Source organism: Sphingopyxis sp. MC1 (genome assembly GCF_000371385.1).
Lineage (GTDB): Bacteria > Pseudomonadota > Alphaproteobacteria > Sphingomonadales > Sphingomonadaceae > Sphingopyxis > Sphingopyxis terrae.
The window spans coordinates 65400-85863 of sequence record NZ_AOUN01000003.1 but is presented as its reverse complement, the minus strand read 5'-3'; the positions used below and the strand labels follow the sequence as shown (position 1 = coordinate 85863).

General features: G+C 63.7%; 13 protein-coding genes. 9 read left to right on the top strand and 4 right to left on the bottom strand.

What is annotated here, in order from left to right; genetic code table 11:
- The first annotated feature begins 49 nt into the window (after positions 1-49).
- Complete coding sequence (locus tag EBMC1_RS04170; RefSeq protein ID WP_003041096.1) at positions 50-3238, top strand: TonB-dependent receptor domain-containing protein; 3189 nt, start codon at positions 50-52, stop codon at positions 3236-3238.
- A 213-nt stretch (positions 3239-3451) separates the two neighbouring features.
- Here EBMC1_RS04170 and EBMC1_RS04165 read toward each other — a convergent pair whose 3' ends face one another.
- Positions 3452-4468 (bottom strand): hypothetical protein, encoded by a 1017-nt coding sequence (locus EBMC1_RS04165; protein WP_040589447.1) that lies wholly within the window; start codon positions 4466-4468, stop codon positions 3452-3454.
- 44 nt (positions 4469-4512) lie between these two features.
- Between EBMC1_RS04165 and EBMC1_RS04160 the strand changes: the two genes are divergently transcribed.
- The 4 genes from EBMC1_RS04160 to EBMC1_RS04145 all read left to right on the top strand — a co-directional run bounded on the left by EBMC1_RS04160 (position 4513) and on the right by EBMC1_RS04145 (position 6864).
- Positions 4513-5697, top strand: a complete 1185-nt coding sequence (locus EBMC1_RS04160; protein WP_003041091.1) for an aspartyl/asparaginyl beta-hydroxylase domain-containing protein — start codon at positions 4513-4515, stop codon at positions 5695-5697.
- A gap of 101 nt (positions 5698-5798) precedes the next feature.
- The gene (locus EBMC1_RS04155) at positions 5799-6119 is read left to right on the top strand and encodes a hypothetical protein (protein ID WP_040589446.1); all 321 of its coding nucleotides are present in this window, start codon (positions 5799-5801) and stop codon (positions 6117-6119) included.
- Positions 6120-6124: 5 nt separating this feature from the next.
- On the top strand, positions 6125-6508 hold the full coding sequence (locus EBMC1_RS04150; RefSeq protein ID WP_231292861.1) for a hypothetical protein: 384 nt from the start codon (positions 6125-6127) through the stop codon (positions 6506-6508).
- A gap of 137 nt (positions 6509-6645) precedes the next feature.
- Positions 6646-6864, top strand: a complete 219-nt coding sequence (locus EBMC1_RS04145) for a hypothetical protein (RefSeq protein ID WP_196795394.1) — start codon at positions 6646-6648, stop codon at positions 6862-6864.
- A gap of 30 nt (positions 6865-6894) precedes the next feature.
- Here EBMC1_RS04145 and clpB read toward each other — a convergent pair whose 3' ends face one another.
- On the bottom strand, positions 6895-9474 hold the full coding sequence (gene clpB, locus EBMC1_RS04140; protein ID WP_003041082.1) for an ATP-dependent chaperone ClpB: 2580 nt from the start codon (positions 9472-9474) through the stop codon (positions 6895-6897).
- 130 nt (positions 9475-9604) lie between these two features.
- Between clpB and EBMC1_RS04135 the strand changes: the two genes are divergently transcribed.
- The 4 genes from EBMC1_RS04135 (at position 9605) to EBMC1_RS04120 (ending at position 16482) form a co-directional block, all read left to right on the top strand.
- The gene (locus EBMC1_RS04135; protein WP_003041080.1) at positions 9605-11758 is read left to right on the top strand and encodes an acylase; all 2154 of its coding nucleotides are present in this window, start codon (positions 9605-9607) and stop codon (positions 11756-11758) included.
- Between the two features lie 94 nt (positions 11759-11852).
- The gene (locus EBMC1_RS04130; RefSeq protein WP_003041078.1) at positions 11853-14738 is read left to right on the top strand and encodes a M16 family metallopeptidase; all 2886 of its coding nucleotides are present in this window, start codon (positions 11853-11855) and stop codon (positions 14736-14738) included.
- A gap of 25 nt (positions 14739-14763) precedes the next feature.
- The gene (locus tag EBMC1_RS04125) at positions 14764-15066 is read left to right on the top strand and encodes a hypothetical protein (protein WP_003041076.1); all 303 of its coding nucleotides are present in this window, start codon (positions 14764-14766) and stop codon (positions 15064-15066) included.
- A 204-nt stretch (positions 15067-15270) separates the two neighbouring features.
- The gene (locus EBMC1_RS04120) at positions 15271-16482 is read left to right on the top strand and encodes a multidrug effflux MFS transporter (RefSeq protein WP_231292860.1); all 1212 of its coding nucleotides are present in this window, start codon (positions 15271-15273) and stop codon (positions 16480-16482) included.
- A 57-nt stretch (positions 16483-16539) separates the two neighbouring features.
- On the opposite strand, the gene EBMC1_RS04115 is transcribed toward EBMC1_RS04120, so the two are convergent.
- Both EBMC1_RS04115 and pbpC read right to left on the bottom strand, forming a co-directional pair.
- Entirely contained in the window at positions 16540-18096 is a 1557-nt protein-coding gene (locus tag EBMC1_RS04115; RefSeq protein ID WP_003041071.1) for an amino acid permease, read from the bottom strand.
- A gap of 104 nt (positions 18097-18200) precedes the next feature.
- Entirely contained in the window at positions 18201-20330 is a 2130-nt protein-coding gene (gene pbpC / locus EBMC1_RS04110) for a penicillin-binding protein 1C (RefSeq protein WP_003041069.1), read from the bottom strand.
- Positions 20331-20464 lie beyond the last annotated feature (134 nt).

Here is a 20464-nt window from a genome sequence, read left to right as displayed (position 1 = left end):
GAAAATAGGGGCCCGGGTATAACCACCACCAGTAGCAAGGGACTGCACTGTGAAGAAAACCCACTATTCCAAGCTGAAGCTTGGCGCTGCGCCGATCGTTATCGGCGTTGCCCTTGCTTCGGTTCCTGCCTTTGCGCAGGACGCCGAGGAAGGCGCCGCTGCGCCGGGTTCGGAGATCGTCGTTACCGGCACCCTGATCCGCAACCCCAACCTCGAACAGTCGACGCCCGTCAACGTCACCACTTCGGACGCGATCGAACTGAAGCAGTCGAACGTCGCTGAGGAAGTTCTTCGCGAATTGCCCGGCGTCGTTCCGAATATCGGTTCGGCGGTGAACAACGGCAACGGCGGTGCGTCCTACGTCGATCTTCGCGGTCTCGGCTCGACCCGTAACATCGTCCTGCTCAACGGCAACCGCGTTGCGCCGTCGGACGTGAACGGCCGTGTCGACCTCAACAACATTCCGCTTGCCCTGATCGAACGCGTCGACGCGCTGACCGGTGCGGCGGTGACCACCTATGGCGCAGATGCCATCACCGGCGTCGTCAACTTCGTCACCAAGCGCGATTTTGCCGGCTTTGAAATGACCGCGTCGGAACAGATCACTGAAAAGGGCGACGGCAACATCTTCCGTGTTGACGCGACGATCGGTGCGAACTTCGACGATGGCCGCGGTAATGCGGTGCTGAGCATCGGCTATCAGCAGGCCGACCCTGTCTATCAGGGTGCGCGCGGTTTCTCGGACAACACGCTCGACAGCTATTCGGACACGTTCATCGGTTCGGGTACGTCTGTCCCCTCGCGCTTCTCGGGCACGCGTCCGCTTACCGGCGGCGTACCGAACGTCCTCGCGCAGTATACGCAGACGGGCACCGTGCCGAATCCGAACTTTGACCCGACCCAGCCCGTCAGCGCAACGAACCCGGCGACGCTGCCGGTTCTCGCTCTGACGCCCGGCGGTGCTGCCAACGGCGGCGTTCGTCAGGTCAATGGTGCTGGCCAGGCGGTCGGCACGTTCCAAACCTACAACTTCAACCCGTTCAACATCTTCCAGACGCCGTTCGAGCGCTTCAACATCTATGGCCAGGCCAATTATGAAGTGTCCGATGCGGTGGAAGTGTACACCCGGGGCATGTTCTCGAAGAACACCGTGTCGACGATCATTGCACCGTCGGGTTCGTTCGGTGGCTCGGTTGCGATCAATCTGAACAACCCGAATCTGCCTGCGGCGCTGCGCAACCAGTTCTGTGCGTTCAACGTCGCTCCGGTGGTCAATGGCGTCGATGCAAACGGGGATCCGATTTCGGGCCAAGCTGCTTATACGCCGCGCTTTACGCCGGCCGAGTGCGCAGCGGCAGCTACGGCTACTGGCCGGAGCGATCCCAACTACCGCGAAGTCACCGTCACGCTGAACCGTCGTACGCCCGAAGTGGGCCCGCGTATCAGCAACTATCAGACGACCTTCTTCGATTATCGCGTCGGTGCGCGCGGCGGCATCACCGACACGCTCGATTGGAGCCTCGAGGGCGCCTATGGCGAGTCGGAAAATATCCAGAGCATCAACGGCTACACGCTGCAGTCGCGTTTCCGCGAAGCGTCGCTGTCCGATGATGGTGTGACCTGTCAGAGCGGCAATGCTGATTGCGTTCCGGTCAATCTGTTCGGCCCCGAAGGGTCGATCACGCCGGAAGCCGCGCGGTACCTCTCGGAAAAGAGCACCTCGACGAACCGCACTTCGCTTGCGCAGGTCCGCGGCATCATTTCGGGTGATCTTGGCTTCTCGTCGCCGGGTGCGGTCCAGCCGATCGGCTTCGCGATCGGTGGCGAATATCGCAAATACACCGCGCAGCAGTCTTCGGATCTCCTCGCCAAGACGGCGGGTGAACTCGGTGGCGCTGGCGGTGCGGCTCCCGACATCGACGGCGCTTACGATGTCTATGAAGCCTATGCCGAAATTGTGGCCCCGCTGATCGAGGACAAGCCTTTCTTCGAGAGCCTGACCCTCGAAGCGGGCATCCGCTATTCGGATTACAGCATCCGCGGCGCTGGTGGATACAATGCTACCACGTGGAAGGCTGGCGGCAGCTGGGAACCGGGTGCGGGTCTGAAACTTCGCGGTAATTACAGCCGCGCGGTTCGCGCTCCGAACATCGGCGAACTGTTCACGCCGCAGACGGTTGGTCTGACCAACCTCGGCATCGACCCCTGCGCCGGTGGCGCTCCGGTGGCCGACGCCAATCTGCGCGCGGTCTGTATCGCGCAGGGTGCTCCTGCCGGTACGATCGGTTCGATCACTAACCCGACGGCGGCGCAGGCCAACATCACGGTGGGCGGTAACCTGAACCTGAAGCCTGAAAAGGCAGATACCTGGACGCTGGGCCTTGTCTGGCAGCCGGACTTCCTGCCGCGCTTCAACATGTCGGTCGACTATTACAACATCAAGGTCAACGACGTGCTTGGCACGCCGCTGCCGGGCGATATCATCAACGCTTGCTTCGATGGTCTGTCGGCTTCGAGCGCAACCGATCCGGCTTGTACCTCGATCCGTCGTAACCCGATCACCGGCGGCCTTGACGGTGACCCGTCGACGACCCCCGGCCTGTTCGGTCTGACCAACAACCTCGGCCGTCTGTTCACCGACGGTGTCGACCTGTTGATGAACTACAACACCGATGTCGGCTTCGCGAACCTCAGCTGGTCGTTCGTCGGCAACTGGACGCACAGCTCGAAGTATAACGCCAACGTAGCCGATCCGACTTCGCTCAACCGCGAATGCGTCGGTTACTACAGCGTGAACTGCTCGTTCACGGGTTCGATTCAGCCGGAATTCCAGTTCTCGCAGCGCTTTACGCTGGGCTTCGACAAGGTCGATGTCTCGCTGCTGTGGCGCTGGATGGACTCGGTCGACTTCGAGCCGGCGCAGCTCGCGGCGGACATCGCTGCAGCACAGGCGGCTCCGGGCGACTGTCCGAACCCGACGACGACCGACGATGGTGGCTGCGTGGTCGATCCGAAGTTCCGTCACATCAAGGCGGCACATTATTTCGATCTCGCCACCCGCTTCAACGTCAGCGACAATCTGGTCATCACCATGACGGTCCAGAATCTGCTCGACAAGAAGCCGCCGATCGTTGGCAACACCATCGGTTCGACGACCTACAACAGCGGCAACACCTTCCCGTCGACTTACGACGCGCTGGGTCGCCGCTATGCGATCTCGGCCAAGCTTAAGTTCTAAAGAACTCTCTGCTTGGAAGGAAATTGGGGGCGGGCAGCAATGCTCGCCCCTTTTTCTTTAACAGTCAGAGCCATAAGGAGCGGCAGCTTCCGCCGACCTTATTTAGGGCGGCCGCCAAGACCGTGCCTCGGGCCTGGCGCGCAACCTTCTCCGCAAGCTGTGCCTATGACGGCATGGTTAACCCAACTACTGGTGCCCGATCGCAGTAGTGCATCAGTGTATAGGTAGCGTCCCTGGGAGGACTAGCGGGATACCGGCCTGATCGGCGACAGCTTCTGCCCATCCGAGGACTTGATTGATTTCGTCTCCGTACGCCGCTTCGGCGGCAGCGAGATCGCGCTGACGCTCACCGGCCGCAAACGGCGCCCCCGACTTGCTATTGCGTGCCAGCGCTGGATGATCTGCCAAGACCTCTCGGTCAGCGGTAAGGCCATAATGGTCCATTGCCCCGGCAACCGCCCGAACGGGGTCGCGGGTCAGTGCCTCGCTGTCGAGTGAAGCGATCCGGCCGGGCGCCCAAGCTATGAGGGTCGCGAAAGCCCGCTGCTGGGCAAGCCACCCCATGGCGGCAATTTGTAGGTCGGACTGGCGGAAATAGTCGCGCGCATCGAAACCGAATTGCAGGAAGTCGTCTGCCAGATAGCCTTCAAACAATTCCCTGCACCACAGCCGGCACCATAAACCCTTCCGCGCGACCGACAGAAGAAAGACGCGCAGCGGCGCATATAGCAGAATGGCGTGTGCCCCCGGACGCAGGGTTAGCGCGCCGCGCGCGAGCGGATTGAAAATGTTGGAAGGCTTGATGATTACGGCTTCACCAGCGGTCAAGGGCCGTGCGAGCATCGCGAGCGCATCGTCCATAACCCGCGCGTGATCGCGCGGCGCGGCGCCGCGCCGCCGCCACCCGACCATGTCATTGAGCAGCACGGGTTCGGACAATCCGGACGCAATGCCCGGCTGGTCAATCGCCTGGACCAGCATGGTGGAGGCACAATAGGCCGAATGAAAGAGGAAATGAACGGGCGCCGGCTCTACGCTCTGACGAGACGCAGTGCGGGACAGGACGAGCGGTGCTGCTTCCTCGCCCAAATGCATGTCTGTAAGAAAGGGGACCTCCCGGCGGAGGCCGCGCGGCACGCGGCGGAAATGAAACGCGTCGTGATTGGAATCGTACCGATGCGCGAGCCATTCGGGATCACGTAAGGCGGCGGTAGAAGCGGGATGCAACATCGTTCGACCTTGCCGATTGCTGCAGTCGATGGCAAGCATCGGTCATGGCCAGTACACAACCGCCCGCGCCCGCCGTGGAAGCCAATCGTCTTGGTATTGCGGCTTTGCAGGCCAACGATCCGGCGGCGGCGGCGGCGCACTTCGGCCGGGCGATCGCCTCCGATCCTCGGTCCGGTGCGCTCCAGAGAAACCTCGCGTCGGCATGGCGGGCGCTGGGAGAGGAAGAGCGTGAACTTGATGCACTTGCAGCGGCTCTAGCGATTGACCGCCGCGATCTGATCGCATGGATCCGCAAGGCCGAACGACATGAATCACGAGCGGAGCGCGGTGCGGCGCTGGAAGCGTGGAGCGCGGCGCTCGCGCTTGCGGCGCAACTCGATCCTGTGCCCGATCCGCTCGTGCCGCTCCTGGCGCACGGACAAGCCTTCGTGGCGCAGGCGACCGACACAATGTTTGCGGCGGCCTCCGGCGCTATGGCTTCAATGGGTGATATACTCGATGAAACCGACACGCGGCGTGGAAAGGCATTCGTCGAAAGCACTCTTGGCCGGCGCAGAATCTATCGAAACGAATGTGCGGGCATCTATTACCCATTTTTGCCCGCCGATGAATTTTTTGATCGGCGGCATTTTCCTTGGTTCACTGAAATTGAGGCACATACCGACGCCATTCGGAGCGAACTACTCTCACTGCTCGACGACCCGGGAGATGCGTTGCGTCCTTACGTGCGAATGGATGCCGGAACCCCCGATTCGATCTGGACCCCCCTCGACAATCGACTTGACTGGGGCGCCTGCTTCTTGTGGGAATATGGCGCCGCGAACCAAGTGGTGCTCGACCGCTGTCCGGCAACCGCTGCCGCGCTAGCAGCCGTTCCCGGCGCTCGTATCCCGGGCCGAGCGCCGAGCGCTTTTTTCTCGATGCTCAAGCCGCGCACACGCATCCCGCCCCACACAGGCGTCACCAACACACGTGCAATTGTCCATCTGCCGCTGATCGTGCCGCCTGGATGCGGCTTTCGGGTGGGAGGTGAGACGCGCAGTTGGGAGGAGGGCCGCGCCTTCGCCTTTGACGACACCATCGAGCACGAGGCTTGGAACGATAGTGATGAACTGCGCGCTGTGCTGATCTTCGACGTATGGAACCCGCATCTCAGTCTGGCCGAGCGTGACTTGCTGGTGCGATATTTCGCATCGGCCGATTCGTCAGGCTATGCCGTACCGAGATGAGCTATAGCGGTGGAGGAACACATTTCGCTTGGGAATGAGAGACGTGCATCATATGGTCTGGGGATAAATGCCTAAATTTGAAGGGCCGAGGAGATTTTTGGATGTTTAGGATCATGACTTGGGCAGTGGCGGCAGGCCTGCTAGCGGCGCCAGCTGCGGCCGAGGAATTGGCCGACCGTGCGCCGCCCCCGAAGAAGCCGTCGTTGATGACTCCGACGGAAATCGAAGCCTATAACAAGGGCTTGGCGCAGACGCATCCTTATTACATCAAGTGCCGCAAGACGTTGGAGCTCGGTTCGCTGGTCAAGAAGAACCGCGTTTGTCACACCAATGCCGAATGGAAGGACGTGATTGCGCGCGGCAACCAGGATGCGCGCGATACGGCCGAAGCTATGACAAGCAAGGGCAGCACCTCCAACTGACGCTAGTGCCCATACGAGCCGTTATTGTGGGAGAAATGGCGATGCGAGGATGGATTACTTTGGTTGCAGCATTAAGTGCGGCAAGTGCGGCCAGCGCCAGCGAACCGACCAATCTTGCGCGAGCACCTTCGGACATGAGTGGTGCCGAGATTGACGCATATAATGAGGGCCGCTCAGCAAATGATCCGGAGTATATCCGATGTAGGCGCATCGCTGAACCCGGATCTCTGGTGAAAAAGAACCGCATCTGCAATACGAATGCGCAGTGGCGGGTGATTACCGATCGGGGCAATCAGGATGCACGCGATTCGATGGAAATGCTTGCCCGAGGTTGGAGCAATTCGGTCGAGCCGAAGGATAGCCTGATGACCGAGATCAAGCCAAAATAGCGCGCTGCGCCGGGACAGGGGTTGGTACAATGCCGATTTTCACGACCACCGTTGCGATAATGATGGCAGTCGCATCCGCGCCGGGGGCGGCTGATGCGTACACCGACCGCAAACCTCCCGATCGCCCGGCTTCGACGATGACCAACGCCGAAATCAAGGCGTTCAACCAGGGTATGGCATCGACCCATCCCTATTACATCAAGTGCCGCAAGATTGAGGAAATCGGATCTTGGGTAAAAAAGGCGCGAGTTTGCCACACCAATGAGGAATGGAAGCAATTGTGGGCGCAGGGTAATCAGGACGCGCGCGACACCGCCGAAGCGATGACGCGCGCGCCCGTCAACCACAGCAATTGATCGATTCGCAGGTCGCTGGGTCGACCCGACTTATGCCGGCGTGAGGACAAGGCCGCCGTCGCCTTCGTCCACTTTGACCGTCGATCCGTCCTTGACCTCGCCCTTCAAGATCAGGTCGGCGAGCGGATCCTGCAGATATTTCTGCACCGCGCGCTTCAGCGGCCGCGCGCCGTAGACGGGGTCGTAGCCGACCCGGCCTAGCCACGCGCGCGCGGCGTCGGTGAGGTCGAGCGTGACCTTGCGGTCGGCGAGAAGTTTCTGGACGCGTGCGACCTGAATGTCGACGATGCCGCCCATATGCTGCTGCGCGAGGCGGTGGAACAGCACGATCTCGTCGAGCCGGTTCAGGAACTCGGGCCGGAAATGCGCGCGCACCACTTCCATGACCGCAGGTTCGGCCTGTTCGACCGGCGCATCGTCGGGGAGCGCCGCGATCGCCTGGCTGCCGAGGTTCGAGGTCAGGATGATCAGCGTGTTGGTGAAGTCGACCGTGCGCCCCTGCCCATCGGTCAGCCGCCCGTCGTCGAGCACCTGCAAGAGGATGTTGAACACGTCGCCATGCGCCTTTTCGACCTCGTCGAAGAGGACCACCTGATAGGGACGGCGGCGCACGGCCTCGGTCAGCACCCCGCCTTCCTCATAGCCGACATAGCCCGGAGGCGCGCCGATCAGGCGCGACACGGCGTGCTTTTCCATGAATTCGGACATGTCGATGCGGACCATCGCATTGTCGTCGTCGAACAGGAACCGTGCGAGCGCCTTGGTGAGTTCGGTCTTGCCGACTCCCGTGGGGCCGAGGAAGAGGAACGAGCCCAAGGGCCGGTTCGGATCCTGTAGCCCCGCGCGGGCGCGGCGGACCGCGGTCGAGACGGCGTGCACGGCTTCGTCCTGGCCGATGACGCGCTTGCCGAGCGTCTCTTCCATCCCGAGCAATTTCTCGCGCTCGCCTTCCATCATCCGGTCGACCGGGATGCCGGTCCAGCGGCTGACCACCGCGGCGATATCGTCGGCGGTGACTTCCTCGCGCAGCATCGCATTGCCCGCGGCGGCCTCTGCCTCCTCGAGCCGCTTTTCGAGCGCGGGGATCGTGCCGTAGCTGAGCTCGCCTGCGCGGCCGAGGTCGCCCGCACGCTGCGCCTGTTCGAGCGCCGAGCGTGCGGCGTCGAGTTCTTCCTTGATCTTCGCCTCGGCGTGGATCTTGTCCTTTTCGGCCTGCCATTTCTGCGTCAGTTCGGCCGACTGCTGTTCGAGATTGGCAAGTTCGGCCTGCAACGCGGCGAGCCGGTCTTTCGATGCCGCATCGGTCTCCTTGGTCAGCGCCGCTTCCTCGATCTTCATCTGGATGATGCGGCGGTCGAGATTTTCGATCTCCTCGGGCTTCGATTCGACCTCCATGCGGATGCGGCTCGCCGCCTCGTCCATCAGGTCGATCGCCTTGTCGGGCAGGAAGCGGTCGGAGATATAGCGGTTCGACAGCGTCGCTGCGGCGACGATCGCGCCGTCGGTGATGCGCACGCCGTGGTGTAGCTCGTATTTTTCCTTGAGCCCGCGCAGGATAGAGATCGAATCCTCGACCGTCGGTTCACCCACGAAGACCGGCTGGAAGCGCCGCTGAAGCGCGGGATCCTTCTCGACATATTTGCGATATTCGTCGAGCGTCGTCGCGCCGATGCAGTGAAGTTCGCCGCGCGCGAGCGCCGGCTTCAAGAGGTTGGACGCGTCCATCGCGCCGTCGCCCTTGCCCGCCCCGACGAGCGTGTGCATCTCGTCGATGAACAGGATGATCTCGCCCTCGGCGGACTTCACCTCGTCGAGCACGCCTTTGAGCCGCTCCTCGAATTCGCCGCGATATTTGGCACCCGCGATCAGCGCGCCCATGTCGAGCGCGAGGAGGCGGCGGTCCTTCAGGCTGTCGGGCACGTCGCCATTGGCGATGCGCAGCGCCAGGCCCTCGGCGATGGCGGTTTTGCCGACGCCGGGTTCGCCGATCAGCACGGGGTTGTTCTTGGTGCGGCGCGCGAGGATCTGCACGGTGCGGCGGATTTCCTCGTCGCGGCCGATCACGGGGTCGAGCTTGCCCGACCGCGCGACTTCGGTGAGGTCGCGCGCATATTTCTTGAGCGCTTCGAAACTGTCTTCGGCGCCCGCGCTGTCGGCGGTGCGGCCGCGGCGCAGTTCGTTGATGACAGCGTTGAGCGCGTCGGCCTTCACGCCCGCGTCGGCAAACGCCTTTCCGACCGGAGTCGAGGAGGCGAGCACCATCGCGAGCAGCAGCCGTTCGACGGTGACATAGCCGTCGCCCGCCTTGGTCGCGACCTGTTCGGCCTGATCGAGCAGGCGCACCGCGTCATTGTCGAGCCCCGGCGTCGCCTGCGCGCCCGATCCCGACACGGCGGGAACCTTGGCGAGCAGCGCGTCGATGCCGGCGACTGCGCGCGGCACATCGCCGCCCGCGCGCTGGATCAGGCCCGCGGCCATGCCTTCATTGTCTTCGAGCAGCGCCTTGGCGATATGCTCGGGACTGATCCGCTGATGATTCATGCGGATCGCGATCGTCTGCGCCGCCTGCAAAAAGCCCTTGGCGCGATCGGTAAATTTTTCGAGGTTCATGTGGATAAGCCCCTTTCTCGTCACCAGAGATAGTGTTGCCCATTTGCAACACAAGAGCATGGCTTTTCGCGCCGCAAATTTTCCGCCATGAGGTCGCCCAGTCGCCATAGTATATGGAGCGGGAAAGCGGATGCGTAAATTTTTCCTTGGCCTCGTCCTCCTGCTCGTCGCGGTGGCGGTGGGTCTTGCGGCGTGGGACCCGTTGACCGCCGAGGCTTCGCCCGCACCGGCGTTCCGGCCGACCGATGTGCAGATCGCGCGCGACAAGTTCGGGGTGCCGCATATCTTCGGCAAGACCGATGCCGACGTCGCCTATGGCGTCGCCTACGCCCATTCGGAGGATGATTTTGCGACGCTGCAAGAGGTGATCGCGATGACGCGCGGGCGCACCGGCGCGCTGCTCGGTGCCGATGGCGCCAAGATCGATTATGTCGCGGAACTGCTGGATATCCGCAAGACCGCGGCACGCGACTGGCCGCGCCTGCCCGCCGACGTGCGCGCGCTGTTCACCGCCTATGCTGCGGGGCTCAACCATTATGCCGACAAGCACCCCGACGAGGTGCGCCTGTCGGGGCTGTTCCCGGTGACCGGCGAGGATGTGGTCGCCGGTTTCGTGCTGCGCTCGCCCTTCTTCTTCGGGCTCGATTCGGTGCTGGGGCGTCTGACCGAAGGCAAGCCGCTGTTCCGCGAAGGCGGTCCGGCGCTCGATGCCGCCGGCAAGCTCGTCCCGCGCGAGCTGACGCCGGTCGGCCGCGATCCCGACCATAATGGGTCGAACGGCATGGCGGTGGCGCCGGGCCGGGCCCCCGACGGCGCGACGCGGCTCGTTTCCAATTCGCATCAGCCGTGGACCGGCGGGGTCGCCTGGTACGAACTGGTCGTCCATTCGGGCGAAGGGTGGGATTTCGCGGGCGCCAACTTTCCCGGTTCGCCTTACCCCTTCCTTGGCCACAATAAATATCTGGGCTGGACCAACACGGTGAACCGGCCCGACCTGATCGACGTGTACAAGCTGGTGCTCGACGACAGCGGCGAGAAATATCGCTTCGACGGCAAATGGCTGCCGCTGGAAAAGCGGCGCGTGTGGCTGCGCGTCAAATATGGTCCCTTCGTGCTGCCGGTGCCGCAGACGGTGTGGCGCTCGGTCCAGGGCCCGGTGATCAAGAATGCCAAGGGTGCCTTTGCCATTCGCTATGCCGGCATGGACCAGTCGGCGATGGTCACCCAATATTACCGGCTGAACAAGGCGAAGGATTTCGCCGAATGGCGCGCGGCGATGGCGGGGCAGGGGGTTCCGGCGACCAACTTCATCTATGCCGATGCCAAGGGCAATATCGGCCTGTTCTACAACGCGATGTTCCCTGACCGCCCGGCGGGTTTCAACTGGCGCGGGGTGCTGCCCGGGGACACATCGGCCGACGTTTGGACGAAGTCGCTGCCGTTCGAACGGGTGCCAGCGCTGGTCAATCCGCGCTCGGGTTTTGTGATGAACGCCAATAACACGCCGTGGGTCGCGGCGGGGCCGGGCAGCGAACTCGATCCGGCCGCCTTTTCGCCGCTGATGGGGATCGAGGACGACATGACCAATCGCGCGGTGCGCCTGATCGACCTGTTCGGGGCGCCAGGACCGATCGACGCCGCGCGGCTGAAGACGATCAAATATGACACCGCCTATGCGAAGAGCGGCTATGCCAAGGTCTGGATCGACCGGCTGCTCGCTCTCGATGCCAAGGGCGATACGCAGATCGCGGCGGCGCAAGATCTTCTGCGCGCGTGGGACTGGAACCTGGACGGCAAAGGGCAGGGCGATGCGCTCGCGCTGCTCGTGCTGCGTCCTGCGAATGGCAGCCACTATCAGCGCAAGGCCGACCCCGATCCGATGACGGTGTTGCGCGACAGCGCTGCGCATCTTCAGACATATTTCGGGACGCTCGACCCCGCGCTGGGGACCGTGCTGCGGCTGCGCCATGGCGAAGGCGTCCACCGGGTCGACCTGCCGCTCGACGGCGGCAACGATACGGTGCGCGCTTCGACCCTGTGGGACGTCGAACCCGACGGCCGGCTGAAGGTGCGGCACGGCGATAGCTTCATCATGTTCGTTACGTGGGACAAGGCGGGACGCGTCCATTCGGAATCGGTGCAGCCCTTCGGTGCCGCGACGACGCGACCGGAAAGTCCGCATTACAACGACCAGGCGCCTCTGTTCGTCGCGCATCGGTTGAAGCCGGTGCTTTTCGATCCGGCGGCGCTTCGCGCGAGCGGAGCGCGATTCTATCGGCCTTGAAAGCGCAGCAGAGCTGTCCTAAACCGTTGATACAGTGCCGTCCGGCATGCTCGTCACCGGCGCGTTTCGTGCCCCCGGTTTCAAGAGGATATCCATGACCCGCTTCCATCGCTTTGCCGTCGCCCTGGCCGTATCGACGTCGCTCGTCGCGGCCGGCCCCGCCCTTGCCAAAGCCAAGGAGGCGCAGCCCGCGCCGATTTCCGAACTGGTGAAGGCGGTCGATATTCCGTACCAGAGCTTCACGCTCGACAACGGACTGCGCGTGATCGTGCACGAAGATCACAAGGCGCCGGTCGTCGCGGTGTCGGTCTGGTATCGCGTCGGATCGAAGCACGAACCCGCGGGCAAGACGGGTTTTGCGCATCTGTTCGAACATCTGATGTTCAACGGTTCGGAAAATTCGCCGGGCGACTTCTTCGAACCGCTGCAACAGGTCGGCGCGACCGATTTCAACGGCACGACCAATACCGACCGCACCAACTATTTCGAAACGGTGCCGACCGGCGCGCTCGACCGCGCGCTGTTCCTCGAAAGCGACCGCATGGGCCATCTGCTCGGCGCGGTGACGCAGGAAAAGCTCGATAACCAGCGCGGCGTCGTCCAGAACGAAAAACGCCAGGGCGACAATAATCCCTATGGCCTGCTGCGGTACGAAATCTTCGAAAACCTCTTCCCGAAGGGGCACCCCTATCATCACAGCACTATCGGTTCGATGGCCGACCTCAACACGGCGAGCCTTGCCGATGTGAAGAAGTGGTTCAGCGACAATTACGGCCCGAACAATGCCGTGCTCGTGCTGGCGGGCGACATCGACCTTGCCACTGCAAAGACCAAGGTCGCCGAATGGTTCGGCGACATTCCGCGCGGCCCCGAAGTGAAGGCACCGCAAACCGCAGTTCCGACGCTCCCCGCGCCGCTCGCCAAGGAGGTCAAGGATCTCATCCCGACCACGCGCATCTATCGCATGTGGGCGATCCCCGGCCTCAACGACCCCGAATCGGTGCCGCTGCAAATGGCGACCGCGGTGCTCGGCGGGCTGTCGTCGTCGCGGCTCGACAATGCGCTCGTCCGCAAGGACCCGGTCGCGGTCAGCGTCGCGGCGTTCGCACAAACGCTGGAGGATGCGGGCTTCCTGATCGTGCAGGCCGACGTGAAGCCGGGCGTCGATCCGAAGGTCGTCGGCGAAAAGCTCGACGCACAGATCGCCGATTTCCTGGCGACCGGCCCGACTGCGGACGAATTGCAGCGCGCCGCGGCCAGCTATCTCGGCGGCACGATTTCGGGGCTGGAATCGGTCGGCGGCTTCGGCGGCAAGGCGGTGACGCTGGCAGAGGGCGCGCTCTATTCGAACGATCCCGCCTATTACAAGACCGAGCTCGACCGGCTGGCCAAGGTGACCCCCGAGCAGGCGAAGGCGGTGGCCGACAAATGGATGTCGCGTCCGGCCTTCTCGCTGACCTACTCGCCCGGCGAGCGCACCGAAGGCGGTGAAAATCGCGGCGGCGCCTTCACCGACGGCAAGCCGGTGGCGGCGGTATCGCCCGACCGTTACTGGAATGCGGCGCTGGGCGATGTCGGCCCCGACACGGGTGTCGGGACGGCGACCTCGATCGCCGATCGTTCGCAGCTTCCTGCGGTGACGGACCTCAAGGCGCTCGAATTTCCGGCGATCGAACGCGCCAAGCTGAAGAACGGAATGGAAGTCGTCTTCGCGCGCCGGACCGCGGTGCCAACGGTGCAGGTCGCGGTGAGCTTCGATGCCGGCTATGCCGCCGATCCGCATAATGCGCTCGGCACCCAGTCGTTGATGCTCAGCCTGATGGACGAAGGCACGACGAGCAAGGATTCGATCGCCTTCGCCGAAGCAAAGGAACGCCTCGGCGCCCAGATCGACGGCTCGGCGAACGCCGACGAAACGGTGTTCAGCCTGTTCGCGCTCAAGCCGAACCTCAGCGCGTCGCTGGGCCTGCTCGCCGATTATATCCGTAACCCGGCCTTTGACGGCAAGGAACTGGAGCGGGTGCGCGCGCAGCAGCTCAACCGCCTGAACGCCGAACTCAACAATCCCAATGCGATCGCCAGCCGCGTACTGATGCCGGTGCTTTACGGCGCCGATCATCCCTATGGCATCCCGCCGTCGGGCCTCGGCAACGAAGCGGCCGTCAAAGCCGCGACGCGCGACCAGCTCGCGGCATTCCATCAGACGTGGATTCGCCCCGACAATGCCCGCATCTTCGTCGTCGGTGACACGACACTGAAAGACGTCACGAAGCAGCTCGACGCAGCTTTCGGCGACTGGAAGGCGCCGAAGACCGCGAAGCCCGAAAAGCATTTCGAGATCGCGATTCCCAAGCCGCAGCCGCGCATCCTGCTCGTCGATCGGCCCAAGTCGCCGCAGTCGATCATCATCGCGGGCAAGGTGCTCGACGTGAAAGGCGGCGACGATCTAGAGGTTCTGCGCCAGGCGAACGATATTTTCGGCGGCAGCTTCCTTTCGCGCTTCAACATGAACCTGCGCGAGACCAAGGGCTGGTCCTATGGCGTGCGCTCGCGCGTTTCGGGCGAAGCCGACCGCGTGACCTGGGTGGCGGTGGCGCCGGTGCAGGCCGACCGCACCGGCGACTCGATCCGTGAATTCCAGAAGGAATTGACCGCGTTCATCGGCGACAAGGGCGTAACCGCCGAAGAGCTGGAACGCACGACGAACGGCAGCGTACGCGAACTGCCGGGCAGCTTCGAGACATCGGGCGACGTGCTCGGCGGCTTGCGTGCGATTGCCAAATATCACCGGCCCGACAATTATTATGAAACGCTGCCGGCGAAATATGAGGCGATGACGGCCGAGGAGCTTGATGCCGCAGCCCGCAAGGAGCTGAGCACCGGCGACCTCGTCTATGTTGTCGTCGGCGATGCCGCGGTGGTGAAACCGCAGCTTGACGGATTGGGCCTGCCCGTGGAAACAGCGAAGCCCGCTAACTAACATTAGTTTCAGTAGGAGAGTTTCGATGTCTCAGGTCGATGGCAATTATGACTGCGTTACCAAGTCGCCGATGGGCGACCAGAAGTCGGTTTTCACCGTGAACAGCAATGGCGACAGCTTCACCGGCCAGAATGCCGGCGCGATGGGCTCGCTCGATGTCGAGAATGGCAAGGTCGACGGCAACAAGCTGACGTGGACGATGAACATGAAGGTGCCGATGCCGATGACGCTCGAATGCGAAGCGACGATCGACGGCGACACGCTGACCGGCACGATCAAGGCCGGCCCGTTCGGTTCGATGGCGATGACGGGCACCCGTCAGGCCTGATCGTCCGGATATCGGAAATGAGAGGGGCCGCTCTGTTGGAGCGGCCCTTTTTTTGTGGGCAGATGGGGCGTCATAGACCGCCGACTGCGCCGATGTTGCTGCATTGCATAGCTTTTCGGCGGCGCGGGGCTATCCAAAACCGTGTCGGAGGCGCATAGGCCTTTCGCAATGCACAAAATGACCGAATCCGCCCCGCGGTCCCGCATGCCCGGCGACCGGGAAATGGTGTTCATGATGGCGATGGTCATGGCGCTCAATGCGCTCGCCATCGATTCGATGCTGCCCGCGCTCCCCGCGATTGGCGAGGGGCTGGGGGTCGCGGTCGCGAACGACCGGCAATATGTGATTTCGACCTATTTGCTCGGCATCGGCATCGGTTCGCTGTTCTACGGGCCGCTGTCCGATCGCTTCGGCCGCAAGGGTGTGCTTGTGCCCGCCCTGTTCGCCTATGTCGCCTTTTCGATCGGCTGCGGGCTGGCGAACAGCTTCCCGCTGCTGCTCGCGCTGCGCTTCGGGCACGGCATGATCAGCGCAGCGCTCGGCGTGATCGTCGTCGCGGTCATTCGCGACCTCTTTTCGGGCGACGCGATGGCGAAGCGGCTGTCGATGATCTTTCTGGTGTTCATGATCGTCCCCGCGATCGCGCCGACGATGGGCGCCGGCATCACGGCGGTCGCGAACTGGCGCGCGATTTTTATCGTGCTGGCGGTGATGGGCGTCGTGATGCTGCTCTGGCTGCGCCGCCTGCCCGAAACGCTCGATCCGGACGATATCCGGCCGCTCGATGCGCGCACGATGATCGCGGGCTGGGCGACGGTGACGCGGCACCGCCGGGCGGCGGGCTATATGATCGCGTCGGCGATGATGCAGGGCGCGCTTTATGGCTATCTCAACAGCAGCGAGCAGATCATCGCCGAGGTGTTCGGCGCGCAAAGTTGGTTTCCGCTCGTCTTTGCCTGCGTTGCCGCCGGTATCGCGATCGCCAATTTCTCGAATGCGGCGATTGTCGAGCGCTTCGGCGCGCGGCGCGTGTCGCAGAGCGCGGTCTTTGCCTTCATGGCGACCGCGACGGTGCAGATCGTCGTTGCGCTGAGCGGCGCCGAGACGCTGTGGATGTTCACCGCGCTGATGATGGTCAACGTGGGTCTGATCGGCTTCATCGGCAGCAATTTCGGATCGATCGCGATGGAGGATTTCGGCCATATGGCCGGCGTCGCCTCCTCCTATCAGAGCTTCTGCAAGACGCTCTTGGCCGCGGTGATGGGCGCGCTGATCGGGCAGCTTTATAACGGTACGACCCTGCCGCTTGCCTATGCCTTTCTGGTGTCGGGCATCGCCGGGCTGGCGCTGGTCTTCTGGGCCGAGCGCGGCAAGCTGTTCACGCGTCCGGGGACCGCGCCGAAAAGCCCCTATTAAGTCGGGCAAAAGAAAGGGGGCCGAAGCCCCCTTTCCCGTTAGCCTGTCGATGCCGCGTCAGTCGAACGACGGCGCCGGGGGCACCGGCGGCGGCGGCGCATCGGCGTCGTCCTCATGCACCTCGACGATCCCGCGGCCGACGTGGCTGCGACGATAGCCATAGAGGAAATAGAGTACCAAGCCGACGCCACCCCAGACCGGGAGCACCATCTTCGCGTCGAACGGCAGGTTCATGTAGAGACCGAGCGTGCCGAAAATGGCGAGCGGCGACACGATCCACACGAGAGGCGTGCGGAACGGCCGATGCCGGTTGGGTTCCTTTACGCGCAGAATCAGGACCGCGATGGCGACCATGAAAAAGGCGAACAACGTGCCGGAGTTCGAAATATCGGCAAGCTTGCCGACGGGCAGGAAGGCGGCGAAGAAGGCGACGGCAACCCCCGTGATCATCGTGACGACGTGCGGGGTTTTCCACTTGGGGTGAATAGTGGCGAGCTTTTCAGGCAGAAGGCCGTCGCGTGCCATCACGAAGAAGATCCGGGTCTGCCCGAACAGCATGATCAGAATGACCGATGGCAGCGCAAGGAAAGCGGCGAGGCCGATGGCATTGCCCAGCGCCGGGTGGCCGATCTCACGCAGAACATGAGCCAGAGCTTCGCGCGAGCAGACAAGCGGTTCGGAGCCGGCGGCGGCGAGCGATGCGCAGCGCGCGGCAAGTTCGCTCGACCCAGGAGCGAGAATTTCGCCTCCGACGCCCGAAACCGGCTGAGCGCCAACGGTGCCGATCGCGCCCGCTGCCACCGCAAGATAGAACACCGTACAGATAGCAAGCGAAGCGATCAGGCCGATCGGTACATTGCGCTGCGGGTTTTTTGTTTCTTCGGCTGCGGTCGAAACGGCGTCGAAGCCCACATAGGCAAAGAAGATCGAAGCGGCTGCGCCCACGGCGCCAAGCCCGGAAGCCTGACCGAACCAGCCATTGGGCAGGAAGGGTTCGAAGTTCTTCCCCTGCATCATCGGCAGAGTGAGAATGATGAACATCGTGAGGGCCGTTACCTTGATGATGACAAGGACGGCGTTGACACGCGCGCTTTCGGTCGTGCCGATCATCAGCAGCCACGTCACGAGCAGTGCGATAACCAGCGCCGGGAGGTTGACGATCCCGCCGGCATAGGGGCCGACTGTCAGCGACATGGGCAATTCTATGCCGGCATTGGATAAGAGCCCCACGAAATAGCCCGACCAACCGACGGACACGGCTGATGCGGCTACCGCATATTCGAGGATCAGCGCCCAGCCGACCGTCCAGGCAAGCAATTCGCCCATGACAGCATAAGTGTAGGTGTAGGCACTACCCGAAACCGGCACCATTGATGCGAGTTCGGAATAGCAGAGCGCCGCCACAACGCAGACCAGCCCCGCAATCACGAAGCTCCACATCATGCCGGGGCCGGCCTTCTGCGCCGCCTCTGCGGTCAGGACGAATATCCCCGTCCCGATGATGGCGCCGATGCCGAGCATCGTGAGCTGAAAGGCACCGAGCGTTCGGTGCAGCGACTTTTTCTCGGCCGTGGCCAAGATGGCGTCGAGCGGTTTGACGCGACCAAATATCATGCAAATATCCCCTTTGGGGCCCCGGACGGGCCCGTCTCCTGGCGGGGCAGACTAACCGCTCCTCGCGGCAGCGCAACTTAATTTCAGAGGTGTGACAGTCCGCCTTATCGCACCGTGAATCGGACGCGGTCGATCATCCGTCCGCCGGGATCGACGAGGGTCAGGATATGGCTTCCGGGGCGCGGCAAAAGCTGTTGGCCCGCATCGGCGTCGCCGAGCACCGCCTTGTCGAGCAGCAGGCGGTAACCGGCGACGTCGCCGCTGACGATCACCGCCATGCGCTGCCGGTCGATCGGAATATCGGGATCGAGCGCATAGACGCTGCCGCTGACCGGGCTGGTGATGCGCGGGCGGCGCGCGGCGGCCGGGGCGGCCGCCATTTCGCTTTGCGCGGTGCCGCGCAGAAAATATTCGCGTCGCGGCGGTTCGCGCGTGCCGGGAAGGCTGATGCGCCGCGCCTCCACATTGCTCGGCATCGCCAGCGGTTTGCCCGGCCGGCCCGCGTGGAGCGCGAGCATCACGTCGCGCCAGACCGGCGCCGCGCCCGACGTGCCCGACACCGCGCGCATCGAATCGCCCTCGAGATTGCCGACCCAGACGGCCACCGTGTAGCGATCCGAAAAGCCGATACACCAATTGTCGCGCATCCCCTTCGACGTGCCGGTCTTTGCCGCGGCCCAGAAGGGAAGGCGCAGCGCGCTGTCGGCGCCGAAGGCATCGGTGCGCGCCGACGCGTCGGCCAATATGTCGCCGACGATGAAGGCGGCACCGGGGTTGACGATCTGGCGTTCCTCGCCGCGCGGTTCGCCCATGATAAAGTGGACGGGCGACCAGCGGCCGAGATTGGCAAGGGTGCGAAAGGCGTTCGCCTGTTCGACAAGGCTGACTTCCGCCGAGCCGAGGGCAAGGCTGAAGCCATAATATTCGCCGTCCTCGACCAGCCCGTGATAGCCGAGCGCCCAGAGCCGGTCGCGAAATTCCTGCACATCGTCGATGACCAGCGTGCGCACGGCGGGGACGTTGAGCGACGAGGCGAGCGCGCTGCGCACGCTGACCGGCCCCTTGAAGCTGTGGTCGTAATTTTTGGGAACATAGAGGCCCGAGGCGGTGTCGAGCTGAACCGGGCTGTCGTCGAGGATCGACGCGGCGGTCAGCCAGCCATGCTCGATCACCTGCGCATAGAGATGCGGCTTCAGGGTCGAGCCCGCCTGCCGCCGCGCGTTGGCGCCGTCGACCTGCGCCGCGGTGGACTTAAGGCCGACGCCGCCGACATAGGCGAGCACCTCGCCGGTGGCATTGTCGAGGACGACGACCGCGCCGTCGCGGACGCGATCGGGACCGAGCCCGGCGAGTTGGCGGCGCATCGCGACGGTCGCGGCGGTCTGGACGTCGCGGTCGATGGTCGAGGTGACGCGCTTGCCGGGTTTATCGAGCAGGCGCACCGCGAGGTGCGGCGCGAGCGCCGGGTCGTAGCGCGCGGCGCGCTCGCCCGAGGTCAGCACGCCTGCCGCGGCGCGGATCGCGCCGCAATCGGCGGCATGCGCGATGCGGCAGGCGCGTGCACCGAGCGCGTCGGGGCTTGCCGCCGGATTGGGCAGCAGACCCGCGAGCAACGCGGCGTCGGTGCCGCTCATGTCGGCCGGACGCTTGCCGAACAGATTTTCGGCACCAGCACCGATGCCCTGAATTTCGCCGCGCAGCGGGACGAGGTTCAGATAAGCTTCGAGCATCTGGTCGTGCGTCCAATGCGCCGCGAGTTCCTGTCCCGCGCGCATCTGGCGCAGCTTGGCGAGCCAGTCGCGCTGGCCGGGCTGCGCGAGTTCGGGCGCCAGAAAGGCGGCAAGCTGCATCGGCAACGTCGAGGCCCCACGCGAGCGTCCGCCGGTCCAGCGGGCGCGTACGGCACTCGCCATCGCCAGCCAGTCGACCCCGCCATGCGACCAGAAGCGTTTGTCCTCCGCCGCGATCACCGTGTCGCGCACCGCCGGGCTGATGTCCTTCAGCGGTACCCAGGCAAGGCGGCGGCGCTCGAAATTGACGCGTTCGCTGTCGAGCAATCGCCCCTCACGGTCGTAAAGCCATGCTTCGCTCGGCTTCCATGCAGCGCGCACCGCATCATAGTCTGGCATCGCTGGCGGGCGCGTGACCAGATGCGCGGCGGTGGCGAGGACGAGCGCGGCGAGCGCCACCCACGCCAGCATATCGAACCAGCGGCGGCTCGGGGTTGTCGTCATCGATCGAAACGCCTGAAAAATCCTCCCCGTGCCAAGGGCATGGGGAGGGGGACCATCCGAAGGATGGTGGAGGGGCCGCAAGGGTGCGTCAAAAGCCCCTCCGTCAGCGCTGCGCGCTGCCACCGCCCCATCGC